This is a genomic window from Okeania sp. KiyG1 (genome assembly GCF_014132355.1).
GTDB lineage: Bacteria > Cyanobacteriota > Cyanobacteriia > Cyanobacteriales > Microcoleaceae > Okeania.
Map to the genome: position 1 here is coordinate 13068 of NZ_BLZO01000092.1, position 22498 is coordinate 35565.

The window sequence follows — 22498 nt, forward strand, 5'->3', positions numbered from 1 at the left end:
AATAAAAATTTGTCAAAAAGTTAGATTTTAATTTATATATTTGTCTATATTTTATAGCATTTATCATCTTGATGAGGTAGATTTACGATCCCCCTAAATCCCCCTTAAAAAGGGGGACTTTGAAATCTCCCTTTAAGCAGTTCCCCCCTTACTAAGGGGGGTTAGGGGGGATCTAAAACTGTATCTCACAAATAGCATTTCTCATCAAGATGAGGTACATTTACGATCCCCCTAGCCCTTAAAAAGGGGGACTTTGAAACCTCCCTTTAAGCAGTTCCCCCCTTACTAAGGGGGGTTAGGGGGGATCTAAAACTGTATCTCACCAATTTGAGAAACGCTATATCAATTCAATTCTCATTAAAAAAGAGTAATAGTAGTTCCTTTTTCAGAAGATTCTAGTTTTAAATCACCTCCCATTTGATGTATGATTCGATTACTTAGATACAATCCTATGCCAGAACCATTTTTACTTTCTACAACTTCTTTAAAAGTTTATTTTTTAAATCATCGCTGATACCAGAGCCATTATCCTTAATAGATAAAGTAATTAATCCATCATTTTCATAACTGGCAAATATTTGGATTTTACTATCCGGTTTATATAATGCCTTTGTAGAATTTCCGATTAATTCAAACAAAATACTCTTGATTTGATCCGAATTTCCTAGAATAGTTTTACCCTTTATATTTTCTTGTATCTTGACTTCCATATCTATATTTGAAGGTAATCTGTTTCTAGACAAAGACTCAACTTCAACTATTAGTTTTTCAATCTCAATAGCTTCCATCTGTGGCTTACCTATATTAAGATAATCCATCAACTTTTGTAGACGAATTTGGCTATATTCAAGACTTCTTTGAATTAGTTCACATTCCTCTAAAATTTCCGGTGAGTTATTGGATAAGTAGCGAATTTCTTGGTTAGAACCTCCAATATTTAGAAATTCTCCTTTAAGACTATGAACTACATCAGCACAAATTATTTTATATATTTCATGTGTTTGGTCGCTAATATCTTGTTGGTTAGAGACCTCAACTGATAAAGAGTTTTCTTCTACTAAATCTAGTGCATCTGATTCACTATATTGGAGCCAATTTTTTGTATTTTTATCATCCTTTGTCTCTAATTCTTTAATTATATTTCCAGCCTTTTTAAGCTCATCTTTAAGTTCATCTTTTGTTTTACTATCATAATCTAGACGATTTACAAAATTATTTGTACGCTCCTCAGAATTATTTATTTTTTTAGCAGAATTAATAAATGTCCTAACTACATCCACAAATCCTTGATGATCTACTACTGGTTTACTAATATAACTATCAGCACCACTTTGCTTCAAAAAATATTCTCGATCGCCTGCCATTGCATGAGCAGTCACAAAAACCACAGGTATTAATGCAGTTTTAGGATTAGATTTCAACATTTGAGTAATTTGAATCCCATCAAAAGCTTTACCCTGATAAACACTACGAGCTAGAGAAACATCCATTAAGATAATATCAATTATACCTGACTCGGCTAAAAGTAGTACCTCCTCTACATTTTCTGTATGCAACGTACAATATCCACCGCGTTTCATCAGAGTTTTTAAAACCACACGAGCATTTACATAGTCATCTTCAACAGATAGAATAACCTCATTTTTCAAAATGCCTAATTTTTCACCCTCATTAATCAGGTGTGAGAAGTTTATTCCTAATCGTGCATTAATTCCTAATAGTGAATGAAGTTTTTTCAGACGGTTTATTTTTAAAATTGAATGCTCTTTAATTTTGCACAAATATTCTATACTGGCTTTCAATTTATTAAGATTAAATGGTTTGATCAAATAGTCATCTCCTCCCACACAAAACCCTCTTATTTTATCGAGTTTATCTGAGGGTGCAGCCACCATAATTATGATTAAATGTGGAACCTTTTTTTTTAGACTAACTGATAAATCATAAATATTATTATCCGGTAAATTTACATCTAAAATAATTAAATCGGGATTAAATATCTCTTGCAATGTTAGGCAAGTATCACCATCTTCTGCAACTTCAAGAATATATCCCATTTTTTTAAAAAACTAGCAAATTTACTTCGGATAGCAGGGTCATTTTCTACTAGCAATATTTTTTTTTATCTGTTTATTATTATCAGATTGCATAATAACAATAGTTTTATTGACGTGATTTTTGTTTATGTATTATTCCAACAATTTATAAGTACAAGACTTACGCAAATTGACTTTGAAACCACCATCTGTAGGGGCGAATGGTATTCGCCCTCCCTACAAGAGTTTTGATTTTAATTATGTGGTTAACTCATTTGAAACCACCATCTGTAGGGGCGAATGGCATTCGCCCTCCCTACAAGAGTTTTGATTTTAATTATGTGGTTAACTCATTTGAAACCACCATCTGTAGAGGCGAATGGTATTCGCCCTCCCTACAAAGGTTTTTGATTTTGATTATGTGGTTAACTCATTTGAAACCACCATCTGTAGAGGCGAATGGTATTCGCCCTCCCTACAAGAGTTTTGATTTTGATTATGTGGTTAACTCATTTGAAACCACCATCTGTAGGGGCGAATGGTATTCGCCCTCCCTACAAGAGTTTTGATTTTGATTATGCGGTTAACTCATTTGAAACCACCATCTGTAGGGGCGAATGGTATTCGCCCTCCCTACAAAGGTTTTTGATTTTGATTATGTGGTTAACTCATTTGAAAAGCGCTGTAAAATGTTTTTGCTCTAGGTATATCTAAAAGTTAGGTCGTATATAATAATTTAACACAAAAATATTTCCAACAACTAAACACTTTTAGAGAAGTACTATGAAACTTTCTTACATTGCTTTTCACGCCTATGTCTCATCAACGGGACTTACGCACGGACGCTAAATAAAGTGAGGGCGAATGCCATTCGCCCCTACATATAGCCTTTTCAAGGTTAATTTGCGTAAGTCCCGATAAAAAATAATGCAATTGCAACGGAAGAAAAACAACCTACGAAGCACTACCAATCACAATATCGCGCACCCGCACAGGTACACAACTATGAGTCATTTGCGCTAGCTGCATCGGTTCCCCTTTCCCACAAATATTCGTACCGCACTGCTCCCATTCAGAAGCACTTCCCACCGCATCAACACTATTCCAAAAATCTGTAGTCATCGAATGATAAGTCACATCTTTCAACATTCCCACAACCTTCCCTTTTTTCACCTGCCAAAACGCATCTCCACCAAATTGAAAATTCCGTCGCTGTTGGTCAATAGAAAAACTACCAGTACCATCAATTAAAATCCCATCTTCAGTATCAGCAATCATTTCGTCTAAAGTAGCAGTATGACTACCACCATCAGGACCCGCTTCTAACCCCAAATTCGGAATGCGTACCATGGGTACACTCGACCAACTGTCAGCAAAAGCACAACCATTACTACTACCACGTCCAAGTCGGTAAGCTGTTTCTCGGTCTGTGAGATAATCAACCAATATCCCATCCTTAACTACATACCATTCTTGTGACTTCACACCTTCATCATCATATCCCATTGTACTACGACCACCTGGTTGAGTGCGATCGCATTTAAAATTCACCCAGGGAGCAGCATATTGAAGTTTACCCATTTTATCGGTAGTGGCAAAACTGGTACCAGCAAAATTAGATTCATAACCATAAACCCGATCTAATTCGGTGGGGTGTCCAACAGATTCGTGGATGGTTAAAAATAGATTCGTTGGCTTTAAAATTAGAGTGGAGCGAATATCCGCAGGTCCTTTAGGAGCATAAACTTTTTCAATTGCTTCCTCAGCAACCCGTTCTACTTGACTCAATAGATCGGTGGGGTTAATATGCTCATAACCAATATTCAAAGGAGGTCGTTCGTAACTGCGACTTTGAGCATCATTATTAGCAATAGCTGTACAAGTAAACCCAGGATAACTACGGTAAATTGTTTGCTCAATTAGGGAATCATTTGTAGAAGCAAATATTTTCTCTTCTTTAGTCAACCGGAGAAAAGAAGCAGCTTTTTTAACTCCTCGCTCCTCATAACTCAATAACTTCTCATTCAAATTTAGAAGTAATTCTGCTTTTTCGCCAATAGGTACTGTAAAAGGGTCAATTTCAATCGGAGTAACATAACTATCGCGGTAGGTTTCCACAGGTACTAACTTTACTGGTGTCTGTTGACAGAGACGACTACCCTTAGCAATATCTACTGCTAGAGCAACAACTCTAACTACCTCTTCTAGACTTTGGCGATGACTGGCAGCAAAACCCCATGCACCATTGAGCAAAACTCTCACCCCAAAACCAGAATTAACCTTATCTTCTAATCTGTTGAGAGAGCGATCGCGAGCTGTTAAATTCTGAGAACGATAAATACATAAGCGAATATCCCCATATTCACATCCGGACTGACGAATTAGGTCTATTGCGAGGTTAGCTAATTCTGTAGTTTGAATCTTTGCTGGTGCTTGTACCATTGTATGTTAGTCTTAATTTTATCTAATTTATAGCAGGGAACAGGGAATAGGGAATAGGGAATAGGGAATAGGAAACAGGGAACAGTAACAAAAGCTTTTCTCTGTCTCAGGTTCATCATCAACATAAGTCCTAACCAACTCGTTCCTTGCTATATTTTATATGATGCGCTATTTTTGTCCAAAATTTGGCATCCTGTAACCGTAATGGTATTGATGGAATTTGGGATAAATTACCTAATAGACATCTCCTCCAAAAGAGGGAACAGGGAACAGGGATAAATAATTGATAATTTATGGATAAGAATTGATTTTATTTTTTATTATCGGAGATGTCTAATAATCAGGACTTACGCACGGACACTAAATAAAGTGAGGGCGAATGCCATTTGCTAACGCAAAGCTGCCGCTAACGCCCCTACATACCGACTCCCCCACTACCCAAAATGTGAGAAATTAGCTATGCCCAATCAATATTTATCTCCAAAAATCTGTTAAAATCAAAGTCTTTATTAAAGTTTATTGGATTAGTAGGAACACTGGTAATGAATTTCAGTGTTACTCGGCCAGTTTTTGCAGCCTTCTTAACAGACTGGTTTTTTGACTCAGATAATAATCAACTCCAGTTTACTCTCCCATCAGGTACAGCTCCTAGTTTTTCTTTGGAAAATAAACCAGCTCGTCTAATTGTATATATTCCGAATACGGAGGTTAGTGTAGATGTGACTGAGTTATATCCGGATGGTTTGGTGCGCCGAGTTAGTCTTTCTCAAGAGCAACCAGAACAAGCAAAAGTTATTATAGATTTTGCTCCTGAAGTGGTTATCTCTACTCAACAAGTACAATTAGAACAGGTCGAACCACAGGAAAATAGTTGGCAGTTAAGTTTGCTTATGGCTGAAGGGGAATTTTCAGAGCCATCAGAGACAATAATTTCAGACCGACAGGCAACTGAGCCAGAAACTACAGAGGTAGAAAATTCTCAAACTACTGAAGAAGAGGATAATCAAACTTCTACTCAACCAAAGCAAGATAGTGTAGGTTTGTTAGACACTGCTCCGGAAGAGGAATCTCCTTTACCCAACCCAGGGCCTTCTGCGGAGCCTTCTGTACCATTTTTGGTCATTCCCACTGACAGGCCAGGTAGGTTTAGGTCTCCAGTAGTAGATGCTTTGAATAATGAAAAGCCGGAAACGGAAAGTTCTGAGGTGATAGAAACACCCACACTTGAGACTAGAGAGGAAGAAGAGACGGCTATTTCACTTCCTCCAGAGTCCAGAGAAAAATCAAAATACAATACTACAGAATCAGTAGGTGTAATTACTTTTGGAGAACCTTTGCCTGGGTCATCGGGGCAAAAACAATCTGAAGATGATATTGCCATATTAATTGAGGAAGGAGAAGTTATAAGTTTAATTTATCCATCTCAAGATGTTACATTACCACGAGATATTGAGATACAGGAAGTTTTGCTGCTCAAAGAGGCGATCGTTGACGAATCTGGTAGAGTTATAGTACCAGCTAGAACCCCTGTAGTAGGTGGTTTTGATACTACCACTCAGGGAAGTAAATTTATCGCTAGGGCTATATATGTAGATGAGCGCTTAATACCTTTTTCTGCTGAATCAGAATTACTCCGAGGCCATCCTAATGTAAATGAAAAAGTTTTGGCTGCCAGTAGTGCTGGTGGGGGGTTAGGATTATTATTGTTGACGGGTTCAGGTTTTGGTTTTCTGGCAGGAGCTGCTCTTGGTGCTGGTAGTGTTGTTCTTGCTTCTCCTCGTTCTGTTACTCTAGAAGACAATAGTATCATAGAGGTTCGTGTAGTTAAGGATTTACCTCGTTCTAGGTTTTACGAGGATATTAGCAATTTTTAGGACATAGGGTGATGGGAGGATGGAGAGATGGGGTGATGGGGGAATGGGGTGATGGGGGGATGGGGATAAAAAAACACTAGAAACAAACATCTATTGCACAGTTTTAGGTGTGTCGCCCTACTAGACTGACACAGCTAATTTTATCTCAACGTTGGTTGAAGACCCGCGCTCTCCCGTTGGCGGAGGATGGTGGCGGCAGCTATTAGGGGAGTGTCGGGATGTTTGCGCAGCATTCCGGAGGAAAAACCAATCAATTTTGCGGTGTTGCCAATAGTGTGTTAACCTTAAATAAGGCTGCTGGGCTAGCAGTGTCAGTCTGTGGAGCGACCGTAAGACCAGAAAGAGGTTTGGCCTCGGAGGCAGGTGCTACGTTAGCGCAGCTCCTCTGTCAAGAGGAAACAGAAAGTCCTGAACCGTGAGGTTTAGGAATCCCGCGCTGTCTCGTGAGAGCAGCGTCGGGAGGATGTCAAGCAGAGCAATTATTGGTACGGGGGCGGGTTCACCAGGTCCTGGGTAAAACCGGGGCGGGTTCACCAGGTCCTGGGTAAAACCATTCAGTTAACGCGGAACCCGCCCCTACCGCGGAACCCGCCCCTACCCGATGCACCATTTTAGGTGTGTCACGCCACTACTACTGGATTAACTTCTCCCTCACTCCCCCACTCCCCACTCCCCTACTCCCTACTCCCCTACTCCCTACTCCCTTAGAAATTATTTTCAGGAGCATTTCCCCCTGGCCCTAATTGATCGGGTAAGAAGAGGTTTTGAGCACTATCGTTTTGATAGATACAATTAATCTCTGGATCGTCATTAATATTTCCGGTATAACCAAAGGTATTCATTCTATTTTTACAATCCCGTACTTGCTCATTGCTGAGTAAGTTTCTTTTCTCTAGAATTGACCAGTTATTTCTACGGATGACACACCCTGGTTTGATATTTGGTTGAGATACATATACGTTAAAAGGATTGAGAGTCAAGAAAACTCTCATATTCGTTACCATAGCACTAGCTCCAAACTGTACACAAAGTTCTGGGTTTGGTACGCTGCGATCGATAAATTCACGAGAGGCCACGTTTTGGGGAGTAAAATTAGCGGTGGAGCTAAAGGCAATGCCGATGCCAATACCTAAAACAAATACTCCTCCTAAAATTGCTATAGTGGCATAGTTGAATCTAGATGGTTCGGTGGTAGTTTGAGGTGTACGTTTCATTTCAATAATTTAGAATTTAGAATTTAGAATTTAGAATTACCTCTCCTTTAAAACGAAGAGGATTGACTAATCATGAAAATTTTTCTTCTCTTGGTCGAGGGATGGTGAGGAAACCTCGCCATCCCACCCTTCGGGAAGCTGCGCTACGACCACTTTTATCCTCTTAAAAGAGGAGGCTTTCAACCGCAATTTTTCGGTAAATTATAAATAAAGTTAAGTTATCGAGCTTCTTAGGCTATGAACAATAGTGGACGAACTAATTTAGAAATTTGTTGGTTAATACTATCATAATTCGCAAATTAGAGCGTTGGAGTCAAAATTTAAAAGTCAAAAGTCAGATAACCTCCTAATTTTGATTTTTTTGATTTACTTTGTTGAATAATGTTAAGTTTTATGTTATGATTATCTGAATGTATACTCATAATGTCTGAGTGTAGGCCAAAATATATATCAAATAATATTTAGCTATCTGTTGCCTGCTAAAGCTGAAAAAGATAGACTATCCATGACTTATATCTACAAAATGTCTGTCTATGTTTTTACAGCATTAATCTGTGTTATTATTACTTATGTCTGCTAAGACCAGAGGATTTTAGCAACGATTATGGAGTGTTTTGCACTCGACTTTTCATAAGGATGAAAACCCCAGAGGGAATCCTAAACTCAATGTACTTGAGGGGAACATTAACCTTCTTTGCCAGTAGACTTATGGACGGGTGAGTCGGAAAATTGCTTTTAGTCACCGATGAAGAGCGTGTCTAGGATTGTCTAGATTTTTAGAAGGTGAAAAGTGAAATAATAGGCAAATATTGTTCAACAAAGTTAAGTATATTTACTTTATGTCTAGCCTGAATATTGGTCTAGAGTAAGGTTATTATGTCGTATTAGTATTTTTTAAGCAGGATAGAGTAGTGTCTGTCGAGACTATAGAAAAGCGTTCCACTTCCACAGTCCGTAAACCTGCACCACGTTATCGTGTTTTACTCCATAATGATGATTTTAATAGTATGGAGTATGTAGTGCAGGCATTGATGAAGACAGTGCCGAGTCTAACTCAACCCCAAGCTGTCGATATTATGATGGAAGCTCACAGTAACGGTATTGCATTGGTGATTACCTGTGCTTTAGAACACGCTGAGTTTTATTGCCAAAATTTAAAAAATCAGGGACTAACTAGCACTATAGAACCTGATGATTGATTTGATTTTGACTTCTCTGTTGGTTAAAACACGAGAGATTTTAAGCGGATGTTCCGAATCGGGTTAAAACCACGATTCTCCAAGTTTCACACTTAACTGTCACCGACAATTAGTCAGTGGTGGCCGCTGATGAGCCACCTAGACGCTCTGACATACTGATGATTAATATCATATGCTTTGCGCTTACTTTTAATAATTAATCCTTTAAGAGTGGTTTTACTCAAAGAGCGAGCTATAAATCCCTATCTTTGCTGCCTGCTTGTCTGTTGCCTTGGTCTTGGTAGCGATTTATGTCCTACTAGTTTCCTTCCGACGGGAATTTCACCCCTACTAGCAAAGGTTCATCGGGACAAACCTTGTTCTTACTCCCATGAATATATTATCTCATATTTTGTGATATAGGAGATTAAAATTTCCAACTTGTTTTGATCCATCGGCTGAAGTCTGACGACATTTCAACTGCCAAATTCAAGGTAATATAGAAGCCGAGTTTCGACCTTAAGAAGCTCGGTTTCTCATTTCTGTAGGTGTTAGTAGTGCCTAATTTATCATTCGGCAAAATTGCAAAGTTTCCGGTTCCTATAAGAATAGGAATTTTTATTTTAACATTATTTCTGAGTTGGATACCACTGGCAGCACCAATATATTTTTTTGGACGAGATGCAAATTTGGCTAGTATATTGGCGATCGCTCTCTTATATATAGAGTTTATTATTTTGGTCCAGTTTTGGGGAAAGAAAGTTTATCAACAATCTCACCTACTACGTCGTTACGGTTTAGAAATAAGTAGGCGCAACTTTCAGAAATTTTTTCAAGGTTTAGGAATAGGTTTAGTTAGTCTGTTTGGTTTTTTTATTTTAGAAGCGCTCCTGGGATGGGTAATATGGCAGTCACCTTCAGCAAAGTTACCTCAATTTATTCTGGAAGGTTTCTTGGTATCTGTGGGTATTGGTTTTGCTGAGGAGTTACTATTTCGAGGTTGGTTATTGGATGAGTTGGAGCGAGATTACAAACCAAAAGTAGCTTTGTGGGTAAGTAGTGTTGTATATGCCTTACTACACTTTATTAAACCAGTCGCAGAAATTTTGCGGACTTGGTTTCAGTTTCCTGGTTTGGTGTTGTTGGGTTTAATTTTTGTTTGGGCAAAATGTGATGAAGAAGGAAGAAGGAAGAAGGAAGAAGGAAGAAGGAATAAGTGGATGGGGACTCAAACTCCAACCAATGAAGAAGAAAGAAGGAATAAGTGGATGGGGACTCAAACTCCAACTAATTATAAACACCGTTTAGATGGTGGGGTATTTAACCCAAAAGAAAAAGATAAATTGATTTATTATCAACAAGAATTATTGGGTTTGCCTATTGGTATTCATGCTGGTTTTGTGTGGGGTTATTACATTATTAATGTGGGTGGTTTAGTTAAGTATTCTAGTGTAGTTGGAGAGTGGATAGTTGGGATAAATGGTAATCCTTTAGCAGGTGTAATGGGGTGGTTTTTTTTAGGAGCGATCGCTTTATTTATTCAGCGAAAGTGAATTTGTATAACCTAGAATAAGGAGTCAGGAGTCAGGAGTCAGGAGTCGTATGGGAATAGTTTCAATAGCAGTTTTGAGCTAATAAATTCTATTTTTTTTCAAAGGGAGACCTCCTGCATTTGTCTTTTTTTCACGCTTATTATTCGTAACATTCTTTTTTCAAAATGGTATTAATCTAAAAATGGAACTAAAAGATAACTCTAATAATTCCGGAAAATCCAATCCACAAATCATAGCTTCTCGAACTTTTATTAACTGGTTAGAATCTGAAAAAATTAGTCTAGCATTTACAACATACCAAACTTCTAGATTACTTTTACTAGGAGTTAATTCCCAAAGTAACTTTTCTGGTTTTGAGCGTTTGTTCGATCGTGCCATGGGATTATATGCTACTCCAGAACGATTATATATGAGTTCAAAATATCAAGTTTGGCAGTTAGATAATGTTCTCCAAAAAGAGCAATTTTACAATGGTTATGATAAACTTTATATTCCCAGAATAGGTTATATAACTGGTGATTTAGATGTCCATGATCTTGTGGTTGATAATAATGATAGAATCATTTTTGTTAGTAGTTTATTGAACTGTTTAGCTACAGTTAGCCATAAAAATAGTTGTACTCCTTTATGGAAACCGCCCTTTATTTCTGAAGTTATTAATGAAGACCGTTGTCATCTGAATGGTTTAGCAATGGTAGAAGGAAAACCTACTTATGTTACTGCTGTTAGTTCTACAGATGTAATTGATGGTTGGCGAGATAAAAGAAGGGATGGTGGTTGTGTAATTGATATTGCATCAAACGAGATTATTCTGAGTGGTTTATCTATGCCTCATTCTCCGAGATTTTATCAAGGAAAATTGTGGTTATTGAACTCGGGAAGAGGTTTTTTTGGTGTAGTTGATTTAGACAAAGGTAAGTTTGAACAGATAACTTTTTGCCCTGGTTATTTGCGGGGTTTAGCCTTTTGGAAAAATTGGGCGATCGTGGGATTATCTAAACCAAGGGATATGACTTTTTTAGGTTTAGAATTAGATGAAAATTTATTGGCTAAAAATATAGAACCGCGTTGCGGTTTGATGGTAATTGATATTAATACAGGTTGTATAGTTGAATGGTTGCGCTTAGAAGGAGTAATTACAGAATTATACGATGTCCAGGTATTGCCAGGAATTCAACGACCAATGGCTTTAGGATTTCAAACAGATGAAATTAGTCGTCTATTGACTTTAGACCCAATGGAATTTCTTCTGGAAAAAGAATAAGTTAAATCTAATATAAACAGGACTTATACTAAATTAAAAAAGAATGTTACAAATAAACTGGCTAGTAAATAATTAATAATCCACCTAAAACCTAAAACCTAAAACCCAGCACCTAGTAGCTAAAACCTACCACCTACCACCTAACACCTAGAAAATTATTTGTAGCAAACATTTATCAAATTGGTATTAGGTCTTAGGTATTGGGTGTAATACCAAATTAAAAAAAGAATGTTACAAATAAACTGGCTAGTAAATAACTAATAATCCACCTAAAACCTAAAACCTAGCACCTAGTAGCTAAAACCTACCACCTACCACCTACCACCTAGAAAATTATTTGTAGCAAACATTTATCAAATTGGTATTAGTCATCAAAAATAGATTATGTATCAATTTCTACATCAATAAATTGTAGGAACAAACGGCAGTTTGCCCCTACGCACCGATCTAATCAAAGCCATAGATTAAAAAAAATCATAAATTCTTGCCAAAATATGGCCCAAATCTTGGCGATCGCCAGACAGAAAATATAAAATATTCGTAATTTCACTGAGCATAATAAATTATTTTTCGAGATTCTTATATGGTTTTTACGGATAAATGGCTTGGCCAATCAAAATCTACTTCGAGAACTAAATCCACTAAAAAAATGTTAGTTGTGATTGACCCCCGTGTGGAGAATAGCAGTCAGTTATTTGCGGGGGTTGGTTCTGATGCTCAAGTGGTTATGCTTGAACCCGACAAAAATGGTATTGAGCAAATAACTGTAGCGCTATGCAAATATTCAGCTCACAGTCTCCACATTGTTTGTCATGGTGCACCTGGAGTTTTGTTTTTGGGTAATATTCCTGTGAGTCGGGAAAATATTGATACATATCGTGGGTTGCTCCAAGAATGGGCGGTTGAGGAAATTTTGCTGTATGGGTGTAATGTGGCAGCAGATATGGTTTTTCCTGGTGTCTCATTGCTCGAAAGTCTCCACCAACTCACGGGTGCAAATATTGCTGCGTCAACCCATCGGGTGGGAAATTCTGCTCTAGGAGGCAAATGGGAATTAGAAACTCAGATAGGTGAAGTGACTTCTGGGTTGGCGTTTTTGCCGTCAGTTGTCCAAAAATATTCCGGGGTATTTGCCGTTTCCTTCGGTAATGCAACTAACTTTCCTGTAGGCGATCAACCAGCTGGTGCTGCGGTAGGAGACTTTGATGGGGATGGCAACCAAGATATTGTGGTGGTGAACTATCAATCAGATAACATCTCAGTGTTATTTGGTGATGGGAAAGGAGGAGTTACGGCAGCACCTTTGTTTGGAGTGGGAGATAGACCTGTTGATGTTACTGTGGGAGATTTTGATCGAGACCGCAACCAGGATATTGTAGTCACTAACTCAAGTAATGATACAGTTTCCGTGTTATTTGGAGATGGCAATGGTAACTTTAGTCCAGCTAGCAACTTCTTTGTTGGCGATCGTCCATTCGGTATTGCTGTGGCAGACTTGAATGGAGACCGTATATTAGATATAGTTACAGCAAATACAGAGTCTGATGATGTCACAGTATTGTTGAGTAATGGCGATGGCAGTTTTGCTAGTGCCCTAAATTTTGATGTTGCAGCAGATAATCCCTCCAGGTTAGCAATAGAAGACTTTAATGGAGATAGCAAGTTAGACATTGTAACAACGAATTACCTATCAGATAACATCTCTATACTTTTGGGCAATGGAGATGGTACGTTTGGCTTTCCTACTAACTTTGGAACGGGGGGAAATGCAGCTAATGGAGTTGCTGTGGGAGACTTTAACAGAGATGGCAACGCCGATGTGGTTGTAACTAATCGTGACTCTGCTAACATCTCTGTGCTACTAGGAAATGGAGATGGACGTTTTGGTTTACCTACCAATTTTCAAGTTGGAGATAATCCTGAATCAATTGTTGTAGCAGATTTTGATGGTGATGGTAAACAGGATATTGTAGTAGCTAATTTTGGCTCTGATAACATCTCGGTGCTATTGGGAAATGGAGATGGACGTTTTGGTTTACCTACCAATTTTCAAGTTGGAGATAATCCAGACTGGTTAGCTGTAAGAGACCTAAATAAAGATGGTAAACAAGACATTGTAGTAACGAACGATAATTCTGATGATGTCTCAGTCTTGCTCAATACCACTAGCCAAGCAAATCCTGGTACAGGAACTTCCCGCAACGACAACCTCACAGGTAACAACCGCAACAACAGAATCAATGGCAAAGGTGGCAACGATACTATCAACGGTGCAGGCGGTAATGACACCCTCATTGGTGGCAATGGTAACGACCGACTCAACGGTGGTGGCGGCAACGATAATCTCAATGGAGGAAGGGGGAAAGATACCTTGAGTGGAGGTAGTGGCCGTGATACTCTCATAGGAGGAGGGGGTAACGACCGACTTCAGGGTAACAGCGGTAATGACCGACTTAACGGTGGCGGTGGCAACGATAATCTCAATGGAGGAAGGGGGAAAGATACCCTGAGTGGAGGTAGTGGCCGTGATACTCTCATAGGAGGAGGGGGTAACGACCGACTTCAGGGTAACAGCGGTAATGACCGACTCAACGGTGGCGGTGGCAACGATAAATTAGAAGGAGGTAATGGCAAAGACACCCTAAACGGAAATCAAAATAATGACACTCTTGACGGTGGAGCAGGTGACGATATTTTAATTGGTGGTGGTGGTCGCGATCGCTTCTTATATAATACTAAGCGTAGCTTCCGACAACGGGATATAGGTGTAGATGAAATAAATGATTTTCTAGTAGGTCAAGACAAAATAGTCCTGGATAAAACCACTTTTACCCAACTCAATAGTCGCAGAGGAACAGGTTTTAGTGTGAGTAGGGAGTTTGAAGTGGTGGATAGTCAAAGGGATGCTGCCAATAGTAGAGCATTCATTGTCTACGATGAAAGCACAGGTAATTTATTCTATAACCAGAATGGCAACCAATCTGGTTTTGGTAGTGGTGGTTTATTTGCCACTTTGGATGATGTTCCACTAACTGCGTCAGATTTTCTGATTCAAAATTAAGGAATGAAATTGTAGAGGCAATCACCCTGTGGTGGCCATGACTAATAGGGGCAAATATTGGGACTTAAACAAAATAAAGCCTGAAAATAAGCCCAAATATATATAGGCAAAGGCTTTTACGTCACAAAGGCATAAATCCTGAATTACTAGGGGTTCTAGCCATTTTTAGGGCATCGACGTAATTCCTTTGTCTAGCGTGACTTTGACTCATTTTTTCGACCAGAAAATCTTTAAGTACCACTATTACCTGGAGCGCACTTTTTTAAACCCTAAAAATTATAAAACCTTTTATTATAGGTTTTTTATTCCCCTTGTTACCTGTTGCCTGTTGCCTGTTGCTTTTTGCCTGTGCACAGCGCTATATCTTGTCTATTTCTGGCATCTAAAAATTTTAATTGTTGATACAACGTCCCAATTTTATTTAACTGAATACCTGCTGCACCTGCCATTCGTAAGGGGTTGCCAATAATACTTTCTATTTCTAAAGGTCGTCGTCGCTCATAGTCAATTTTCATGCTAGTTAAATAAGGGTTTAATTTGTCAGTATGGTCTAACATATTTTGAATATAACTATCTGAAATTTCGCACTGACAACTTTTTGCACCTTCCAATACTTCTTGCATTATTTCTGTGATTAAGTTTCTAGTATTAGTATCTCCCATCATTTCATCAGTTCGAGCATCTAGAATTACTGACAAGCTATTATAAGGAATATTCCAAACTAATTTTTTCCATCTTTCTCGGAATAAATCTTCACTCAAATTAACTTGTATTCCAGCACTTTCAAAATCCTGGGAAATTTCACGCATTTTATTTGTAATACTAGCAGGTTGATAATTTTTGGCATATTTTCCGATTCTAATTAGACCATAATCTATATGGCGAATATGACCGTAACCTATTTTATTAGAAGCAAGATTACATACTCCTCCAATTACTCTTTCTTCTCCAATAATTTTGGCTATTTCAGGTTCTGCACCCAATCCATTTTGTAAGAGTAAGACAATGTTATTGTCTTGGCATAAAGGTGGGAGTAATTCTGGTAATAAATGGTTTTGTGTTGTTTTTAATGCTACGAGAATTACATCACATTTTGGCATTTTATTAGTATTGTTATAGGCGTTAATTTTAGGGAGGGTAAAGTCGCCATCTTTGGATTCTATGATTAAGCCATTTTTGAGAACGTGCTGATAATCACTATGCAGTAAAAAATGAACTTCTAATCCTGATTTTTGTAGTTTTGCACCGTAAAAACCTCCTAGTGCGCCACTGCCAATAATAGCGTAAGTATTTTTTGACATTTTATTGATCTTAAATTCGACTCTGTTTCTATTTTATTGTAAGCATTTACTATCGTAAACTAAAAGCAATAGCTAATAGCTGATAGCTGACCGCTGAATGCTTAGATTTTATTAAATTAGGAAGAATAAAGAAGGCTGTATAAATCAATTTTTTACTGGTAAAAATATTGTGTTATTATCAGGTCAATGAAAGTCTGCTTCAATATTATGGATAATACTTTTCAAGCTCTAGAGTGCGATACTGATATTTTGATGATTGGAAAAGATACTTTTACTGTTGAACGATTTAAGGAGTTGACAGTAGAAAAAATTCAAATTTCTTTTAAGGAACAGTTTATAGTACATAAGGCAAATAATAATTTTAACCAAAACATACATAGTTATAGTATGTTTAATCTTTTCAGCAGGAATATTATTAAAATAGTTGACAAATCTGTGGAATTTAAACTAGAAAATATAGAATTAATTTTTCCTCCTGAAGGTATGGAATGTAAGGTTTTAAAATTAGGTAATTCAGAATGGCAAACAGGTAAAATGAGAATTCATGTTATGGTTGCAGAGAGTTCAGTAAGAGTTATTAAATTAGAATTTTGTTATGACGAACCACCACAACAAGAATCACCATTAGACGATATTCGACAAAGAGAAAATTATCAACAACTTTTAAATAATCAATAAACTTATTACCAGCAAACTGGAAAACTGAAAAATTAAAAAAAGTATCTAGTACGACACTACTAATGATGCTGTAAGTATTATTTAAAATTTATTGATACAGTAGATTTCATCTACAGCAGTTTTCATTTGAATAGACCGCAGTAGAAATTTTTCATGGAACATCCCTACAAGTATTATTGTTTTTAATATGTGGTTCACCAATCTGAAAAGTGCTGTAAGTTAGGTACACCAGTAGCGGATAAAATATCTGCACCACAAAAGTTTTATTTAAACCCTATTATACCATTTTCAAAAAATATTGCTACATTGGCGATTCAAAGTATTAGGTGTTAGGTGTTAGGTGGTAGGTGGTAGGTATAAGAAATAAACAGTGAAGATTTTTCAATTCCGTTAAGCATCTATATTTTACTGTAACAATCTTTCTTTGATTTGGTATTATTAATGGCGAAGTATTAAATTTTTGTACTTCATATACTTGCATTTTGCTGTATTAAACTCAGCTCTATAATTATTTTATTTTTTCAAATTTTTCAACTTTAATTTTGCTATATGAATAGTCTTTCCATTATCCACTTTTAGATTTTTCCTAAAGCAAATCTTCCTGCCAATGCTTACGAAAATATAATACAGTAGATTCCACTTTACAGCACTTTTTAGGATAGTGAGGTACAGTTTATTAATTCTCTGTTGCCTGTTGCCTAAAGCCATAAAGTTTTGTACCTCATCAACTCCAAAACTGCTGTATACGAGGAATCTACTGTAATTTATATTTATCATTCCAGCTTCAGTTTCTAGAATGTTCTGAACAAAGAAAGATAGAAAAAAATAACAGGCAAAAACAGTACTAAAACTAAAGTTATAGTGTTGATAAAAGTTATAGCAGTCGAAGGAAAGGTTAGGACAGATAAAAAATTTAAAACTCAGACAAAGCAATATTTTTCCTTCTTCCCTCTTCCTTCTGCTGTATACCAATTCCTAAAAATAATGCTCTACTTATATTCATTGTTAATTTTTGAAGAACTAGGAAAACTAAATAACCATCTCCTCATTTCATCAGATAATTTTTGCCTACTTCTACTTTGAGGATGAATACAAACGTGCTTCGTAATAGCTCTGGCAACCCACTTTTCCTCTGTTTCTTTTAAAAATACTTGATAGGAAATTTCAAACTCATCATCTCCCCAACTTTTAGGTATTAATTCAATAGTTAACTCATCTCCACAAAACATCGGGCGACGAAAATCAACATTAGCATGAATAATAGGAATAGCAATTTCCTGATTACTAAAAAAGATTTTCAGATTAATACCAAATTCTACTAAAGATGCTTCATAAGCTTCATGGCAAATTGCTAAAACATTAGCAAAATAAACTACCCCAGCAGCATCGGTATCTTGAAAATGAACTATTCTTGTATAGTAAAAAGACATTTTATAGATATAGATTTAATAGTAATACCATTTCTCTCTGAAGTTACGCTTAATAAAAGATGATAATTATCAGAAAAATCAGGTCAGGGCAAAAATTATTAAGTGCATCGTTACAAAGAAATTATATTAGGTTGAATAAAGTTTTAGGTAATAGGTATTAGGTTCAATTGAAAATTCAACTCTAATCAGTTATAGAAACCGTAAATAAAGTCATATTTTCTACACTGATAACCTGACACCTACAACTAAAGTCCCGGTAGGGAGGATAAATCATATATTTAGGAATTAGGCATTTTTGAGTTCTAGAGACTAAATATTATCTATAACGTTATAGTTTTTCTCCCTATATGTTGATTTACCTAAATTCCGAATATCTATAACGTTATAGTTGTAAACACTACATATCTATAACGTTATAGTTTTTCTCCCTATATCTATAGTTGATTTACCTAAATTCCGAGTCGCCTACCACCTACAACTAAAGTCCCGGTAGAGAGGATAAATCATATATTTAGGAATTAGGGATTTTTGAGTTGTAAACACTACATATCTATAACGTTATAGTTTTTCTCCCTATATCTATATCTATAGTTGATTTACCTAAATTCCGAGTCCCCTGCCACCTAATACTAAAGTCCCAGTAGAGAGGATAAATCATATATTTAGGAATTAAGGATTTTTGAGTTGTAAACACTACATATCTATAACGTTATAGTTTTTCTCCCTATATATATAGTTGATTTACCTAAATTCCGAGTCCCCTGCCACCTACAACTAAAGTCCCGGTACAGAGGATAAATCATATATTTAGGAATTAGGGATTTTTGAGTTGTAAACACTACATATCTATAACGTTATAGTTTTTCTCCCTATATCTATATCTATATATATAGTTGATTTACCTAAATTCCGATCGCCTACCACCTGCAACTAAAGTCCCGGTAGAGAGGATAAATCATATATTTAGGAATTAGGGATTTTTGAGTTGTAAACACTACATATCTATAACGTTATAGTTTTTCTCGCTATATATATAGTTTATTTACCTAAATTCCGAGTCGCCTACCACCTACAACTAAAGTCCCGGTAGAGAGGATAAATCATATATTTAGGAATTAGGGATTTTTGAGTTGTAAACACTACATATCTATAACGTTATAGTTTTTCTCCCTATATCTATATCTATATATATAGTTGATTTACCTAAATTCCGATCGCCTACCACCTGCAACTAAAGTCCCGGTAGAGAGGATAAATCATATATTTAGGAATTAGGGATTTTTGAGTTCTAGAGACGACATATCTATAACGTTATAGTTTTTCTCCCTATATATATAGTTGATTTACCTAAATTCCGAGTCCCCTACCACCTACAACTAAAGTCCCGGTAGAGAGGATAAATCATATATTTAGGAATTAGGGATTTTTGAGTTCTAGAGACGACATATCTATAACGTTATAGTTTTTCTCCCTATATATATAGTTGATTTACCTAAATTCCGAGTCCCCTACCACCTACAACTAAAGTCCCGGTAGAGAGGATAAATCATATATTTAGGAATTAGGGATTTTTGAGTTCTAGAGACGACATATCTATAACGTTATAGTTTTTCTCCCTATATATAGTTGATTTACCTAAATTCCGATCGCCTACCACCTGCAACTAAAGTCCCGGTACAGAGGATAAATCATATATTTAGGAATTAGGGATTTTTGAGTTCTAGAGACGACATATCTATAACGTTATAGTTTTTCTCGCTATATATAATAGTTGAAGCAAAGGGTACGGACATATCAAAAGCTTAAAACTCAGACAACACAAAATTTTTCAGTCCTTCGCTCCTTTCTTCTTCCTTTTCTGAACAATGAACAATCACTACAATAAAATTGAGTATTGTTCATTGAACATTCATCAGAATTAATTTTGTAATTAAATTAACCCTTATTTTTAATCATCATTACATCAATAATATTAGTAGCAACTGCTTCAGAAATTTCCAAAGCATTATATAACTCATTCAAAAGTTGTTCCTCTTCTTCAGCAAGGTCTCCATCTACTAAAACCAAGTCTGTACTAACAGCAAAAACTGTTTCTCTTAACTCCTTTGGAAGTTTAGCAACTGCCGCATCAAACAAAGGCTTTATTTCTTTATTTTTAATCATACCAAGGAGACGGTCTTGCATTTCTGTTTTACGTTCTTTTGAATAATCACTAAACAGTTGCATACGAGAGAAAATATTATTAATACCTTGAGATTCACTCCTAGTAATAACACCATCAGCAGCAACAGCAATTAAGGCGATAGCTGCAAAAGCTTCTGCTGGTTCTAATTGAATATCAGTAGCTTGTATTGTTGTTGTTCCTTGATCGAAAAGACCCATTTTAGTTACCTCTTTAGTGATTTTTTGACCATCTCTATGTTGGGAAAATATTAGGTGTTATCAAGTAAGTTTTAGATTTAATCTAAAACTTAAAATTTACCGAATAATTAAGGTTTAAAACCTCTCCTTTAAAGGAGAAAAAAGCGGTGGAGGGATGGATGGGTTTCCTAACCATATCCAATCGACCAAGAGAACAAAAAATTATCCTTTTAGTCAATCCTCTTCTTTTCAAGGAGGGGTAATTATTAATTATTAATTATTAATTATTCATTGTTGAACACCTACTACCTTCTTCAATACTTCTCAAAAACTGCTAAATTAGCTTTGAGAAAATCAATAAATTGTCGTGCCGTTCGCCCAGAGCGACCATTATGTCTAGTAGCCCATTGTAAGGCTTGATAATCTAAATCTTCAGAATTTAGATTGATTTTTGCCTGTTTTGCCAGATGTCTAACAATTGTTAAATAAGTATCCTGGTTAGCAGGTTCAAAAGTTAAAGTTAAGCCAAAGCGATCGCTAAAAGAAAGCTTTTCTTGAACTGTATCCCAATTATGAACCTCATCACTATCTTTTGGGCGAGGGCGATCGTTAAAAAATTCTCTAATTAAATGCCTTCTATTTGATGTAGCATAGACTACCACATTTGTTGGTCTAGCAGTTAAATTACCTTCTAAAACTACTTTGAGAGCTTTAAAAGTATCATCGTCTTCTTCAAAGGAAAGGTCATCGACAAAGATAATAAATTTTTGTGGAACATCGCGTAATTTTTCTGTAATTAATGGTAAGTCTTTTAAGTTTGATTTAGCTACTTCGACTAAACGAAGATTGCGTTGACTATACTCATTTAATAAGGCTTTTATTAAAGAGGATTTGCCAGAACCACGACTACCATATAGTAATATATTCAGGGCTGAATATCCTGCTAGGAGAAATTCTGTATTTTTGATTAAGGTATCTTTTTGAAATTCATATCCGACTAATTCTTTTAATTCAACTGGGTCGGGGTAAGTAATAGTAAGTAGTTGACCGTTACGCCATTCAAAAGCAATTGATTGGGCAAATAAACCTGTGCCATTCTGATGATAATGAGTGGCTAAGGTTTCAATGGCATCTGCCCAATTTTCTAAGTTTATTAACTTGTCGTAGATAGCTTCTTTTTGTTTTGATTGTATTTCCCAAACAATGGGAGGTTTTTCTAATTTAGCTATTGTTTGTATCCACTGACTAATTTTTTTGCCACTACATTTAGAAAGGTTTTGTAAATTTTGCAAATCGTGTTTTGCTGCTGCGATTAAAGTGGGAGAAAGGTCAGTCAGTTTTCTTTGTTGAACTTGTTTACTAAAGGGATTATCATCGTTAATAATCTGATAAATTATATATTCTTGCCAGGAAATATTTATACTAGTAATAGCTCTAAACCAGTTACTATAAGCTTGAATACATTCAAGGTCATTGACATTATTTTTAGATAGAGATTGTAATAGTTGAATAAATGTTTCACCTACTGGGTTTTTCAGAACAGACTGATATAACAACAGAGATGCTATTTGCTTTTGTAAGTTGTGAATTTCGGCGATCGCTTGATAATCTAAACAAGACATAAAAAAAGGCAAGATAAAATAAGCAGTAGAAAACAGTGATGAAAGGTTCCGTTTTTTCTATTTCGGAATTTCTTGATAAATAATTTTTGAGTGATATATCTATTACTAATTTTATAAGTTTTTTTACAAATAGTAGAAGTAAGAAAGAAGGAATAAGGAAGAAGGAATAAATATTCAAACAAGGCAAAAAAGATAGATATAACTATCTAAAATTAACGATAGCCACTATTTTTAAGTATGTCTGATCGAGAGGCACTTTGTAAGCATTCAGCCGTCAGCTATTAGTTAGCCTCCTATGGTCGGAACTGCGAACTTCAGCTATTAATTTTGGGGAAGGTAAAAATAATTGAGAAATTGAGACAGAATAAAAGTTACTGTTCAAGTCCCCTTCCTAAACCTGAGAAGTAATGAATAATTACTAATTGCTGAAGAGCGTAGTTCCTCCGGAGGAGGCTAGCAGACTGCTAATAGCTGAATGCTTACG

The 22498-nt window shown here is 36.3% G+C and carries 14 protein-coding genes and 3 pseudogenes; 8 read left to right on the forward strand and 9 right to left on the reverse strand.

Translation table 11 applies throughout. The annotated features are described in order from the left end of the window. Positions 1-357: 357 nt before the first annotated feature. From SAGCYANO_RS50570 to SAGCYANO_RS45270, 3 pseudogenes are all read right to left on the reverse strand, one after another. Positions 358-462: pseudogene (locus SAGCYANO_RS50570) on the reverse strand (ATP-binding protein); the annotation flags it as partial. Between the two features lie 794 nt (positions 463-1256). After that, positions 1257-1649, reverse strand: a pseudogene (locus tag SAGCYANO_RS45265) (response regulator); the annotation flags it as partial. 150 nt (positions 1650-1799) lie between these two features. Next, positions 1800-2057, reverse strand: a pseudogene (locus tag SAGCYANO_RS45270) (response regulator transcription factor); the annotation flags it as partial. 200 nt (positions 2058-2257) lie between these two features. Between SAGCYANO_RS45270 and SAGCYANO_RS21815 the strand changes: the two are divergent. Beyond that, the gene (locus SAGCYANO_RS21815; RefSeq protein ID WP_202221991.1) at positions 2258-2605 is read left to right on the forward strand and encodes a hypothetical protein; all 348 of its coding nucleotides are present in this window, start codon (positions 2258-2260) and stop codon (positions 2603-2605) included. Between the two features lie 385 nt (positions 2606-2990). Here the strand turns inward: SAGCYANO_RS21815 and SAGCYANO_RS21820 are convergent, their stop codons facing one another. Continuing rightward, a complete protein-coding gene (locus SAGCYANO_RS21820; RefSeq protein ID WP_202221992.1) occupies positions 2991-4478 on the reverse strand; it encodes a TldD/PmbA family protein in 1488 nt (495 codons plus the stop codon). Positions 4479-5020: 542 nt separating this feature from the next. Here SAGCYANO_RS21820 and SAGCYANO_RS21825 point away from each other — a divergent pair. Both SAGCYANO_RS21825 and SAGCYANO_RS21830 read left to right on the forward strand, forming a co-directional pair. Continuing rightward, on the forward strand, positions 5021-6352 hold the full coding sequence (locus SAGCYANO_RS21825; protein WP_202221993.1) for an AMIN domain-containing protein: 1332 nt from the start codon (positions 5021-5023) through the stop codon (positions 6350-6352). A 218-nt stretch (positions 6353-6570) separates the two neighbouring features. Further along, complete coding sequence (locus tag SAGCYANO_RS21830; protein ID WP_202221994.1) at positions 6571-6771, forward strand: hypothetical protein; 201 nt, start codon at positions 6571-6573, stop codon at positions 6769-6771. Between the two features lie 285 nt (positions 6772-7056). On the opposite strand, the gene SAGCYANO_RS21835 is transcribed toward SAGCYANO_RS21830, so the two are convergent. After that, the gene (locus SAGCYANO_RS21835; RefSeq protein ID WP_202221995.1) at positions 7057-7566 is read right to left on the reverse strand and encodes a DUF3172 domain-containing protein; all 510 of its coding nucleotides are present in this window, start codon (positions 7564-7566) and stop codon (positions 7057-7059) included. 911 nt (positions 7567-8477) lie between these two features. Between SAGCYANO_RS21835 and clpS the strand changes: the two genes are divergently transcribed. The 4 genes from clpS to SAGCYANO_RS21855 all read left to right on the forward strand — a co-directional run bounded on the left by clpS (position 8478) and on the right by SAGCYANO_RS21855 (position 14622). Further along, the gene (clpS, locus tag SAGCYANO_RS21840) at positions 8478-8765 is read left to right on the forward strand and encodes an ATP-dependent Clp protease adapter ClpS (RefSeq protein WP_202221996.1); all 288 of its coding nucleotides are present in this window, start codon (positions 8478-8480) and stop codon (positions 8763-8765) included. Between the two features lie 536 nt (positions 8766-9301). After that, a complete protein-coding gene (locus SAGCYANO_RS45275; RefSeq protein ID WP_237396494.1) occupies positions 9302-10297 on the forward strand; it encodes a CPBP family intramembrane glutamic endopeptidase in 996 nt (331 codons plus the stop codon). A 181-nt stretch (positions 10298-10478) separates the two neighbouring features. Then, entirely contained in the window at positions 10479-11561 is a 1083-nt protein-coding gene (locus SAGCYANO_RS21850) for a TIGR03032 family protein (protein WP_202221997.1), read from the forward strand. A 583-nt stretch (positions 11562-12144) separates the two neighbouring features. Then, on the forward strand, positions 12145-14622 hold the full coding sequence (locus SAGCYANO_RS21855) for an FG-GAP-like repeat-containing protein (RefSeq protein ID WP_237396495.1): 2478 nt from the start codon (positions 12145-12147) through the stop codon (positions 14620-14622). 314 nt (positions 14623-14936) lie between these two features. Here SAGCYANO_RS21855 and SAGCYANO_RS21860 read toward each other — a convergent pair whose 3' ends face one another. Further along, positions 14937-15923: a putative 2-dehydropantoate 2-reductase gene (locus SAGCYANO_RS21860; protein ID WP_202221999.1), complete on the reverse strand. Its 987-nt coding sequence runs from the start codon at positions 15921-15923 to the stop codon at positions 14937-14939. 207 nt (positions 15924-16130) lie between these two features. On the opposite strand from SAGCYANO_RS21860, the gene SAGCYANO_RS21865 reads away from it, so the two are divergent. Beyond that, a complete protein-coding gene (locus tag SAGCYANO_RS21865; protein WP_202222000.1) occupies positions 16131-16601 on the forward strand; it encodes a KGK domain-containing protein in 471 nt (156 codons plus the stop codon). A 989-nt stretch (positions 16602-17590) separates the two neighbouring features. On the opposite strand, the gene SAGCYANO_RS21870 is transcribed toward SAGCYANO_RS21865, so the two are convergent. The 3 genes from SAGCYANO_RS21870 to SAGCYANO_RS21880 form a co-directional block, all read right to left on the reverse strand. Further along, positions 17591-18031: a thioesterase family protein gene (locus SAGCYANO_RS21870; RefSeq protein WP_202222001.1), complete on the reverse strand. Its 441-nt coding sequence runs from the start codon at positions 18029-18031 to the stop codon at positions 17591-17593. Positions 18032-19966: 1935 nt separating this feature from the next. Beyond that, complete coding sequence (locus SAGCYANO_RS21875; RefSeq protein WP_202222002.1) at positions 19967-20413, reverse strand: tellurite resistance TerB family protein; 447 nt, start codon at positions 20411-20413, stop codon at positions 19967-19969. Positions 20414-20706: 293 nt separating this feature from the next. Then, entirely contained in the window at positions 20707-22014 is a 1308-nt protein-coding gene (locus SAGCYANO_RS21880; RefSeq protein ID WP_202222003.1) for an ATP-binding protein, read from the reverse strand. Positions 22015-22498 lie beyond the last annotated feature (484 nt).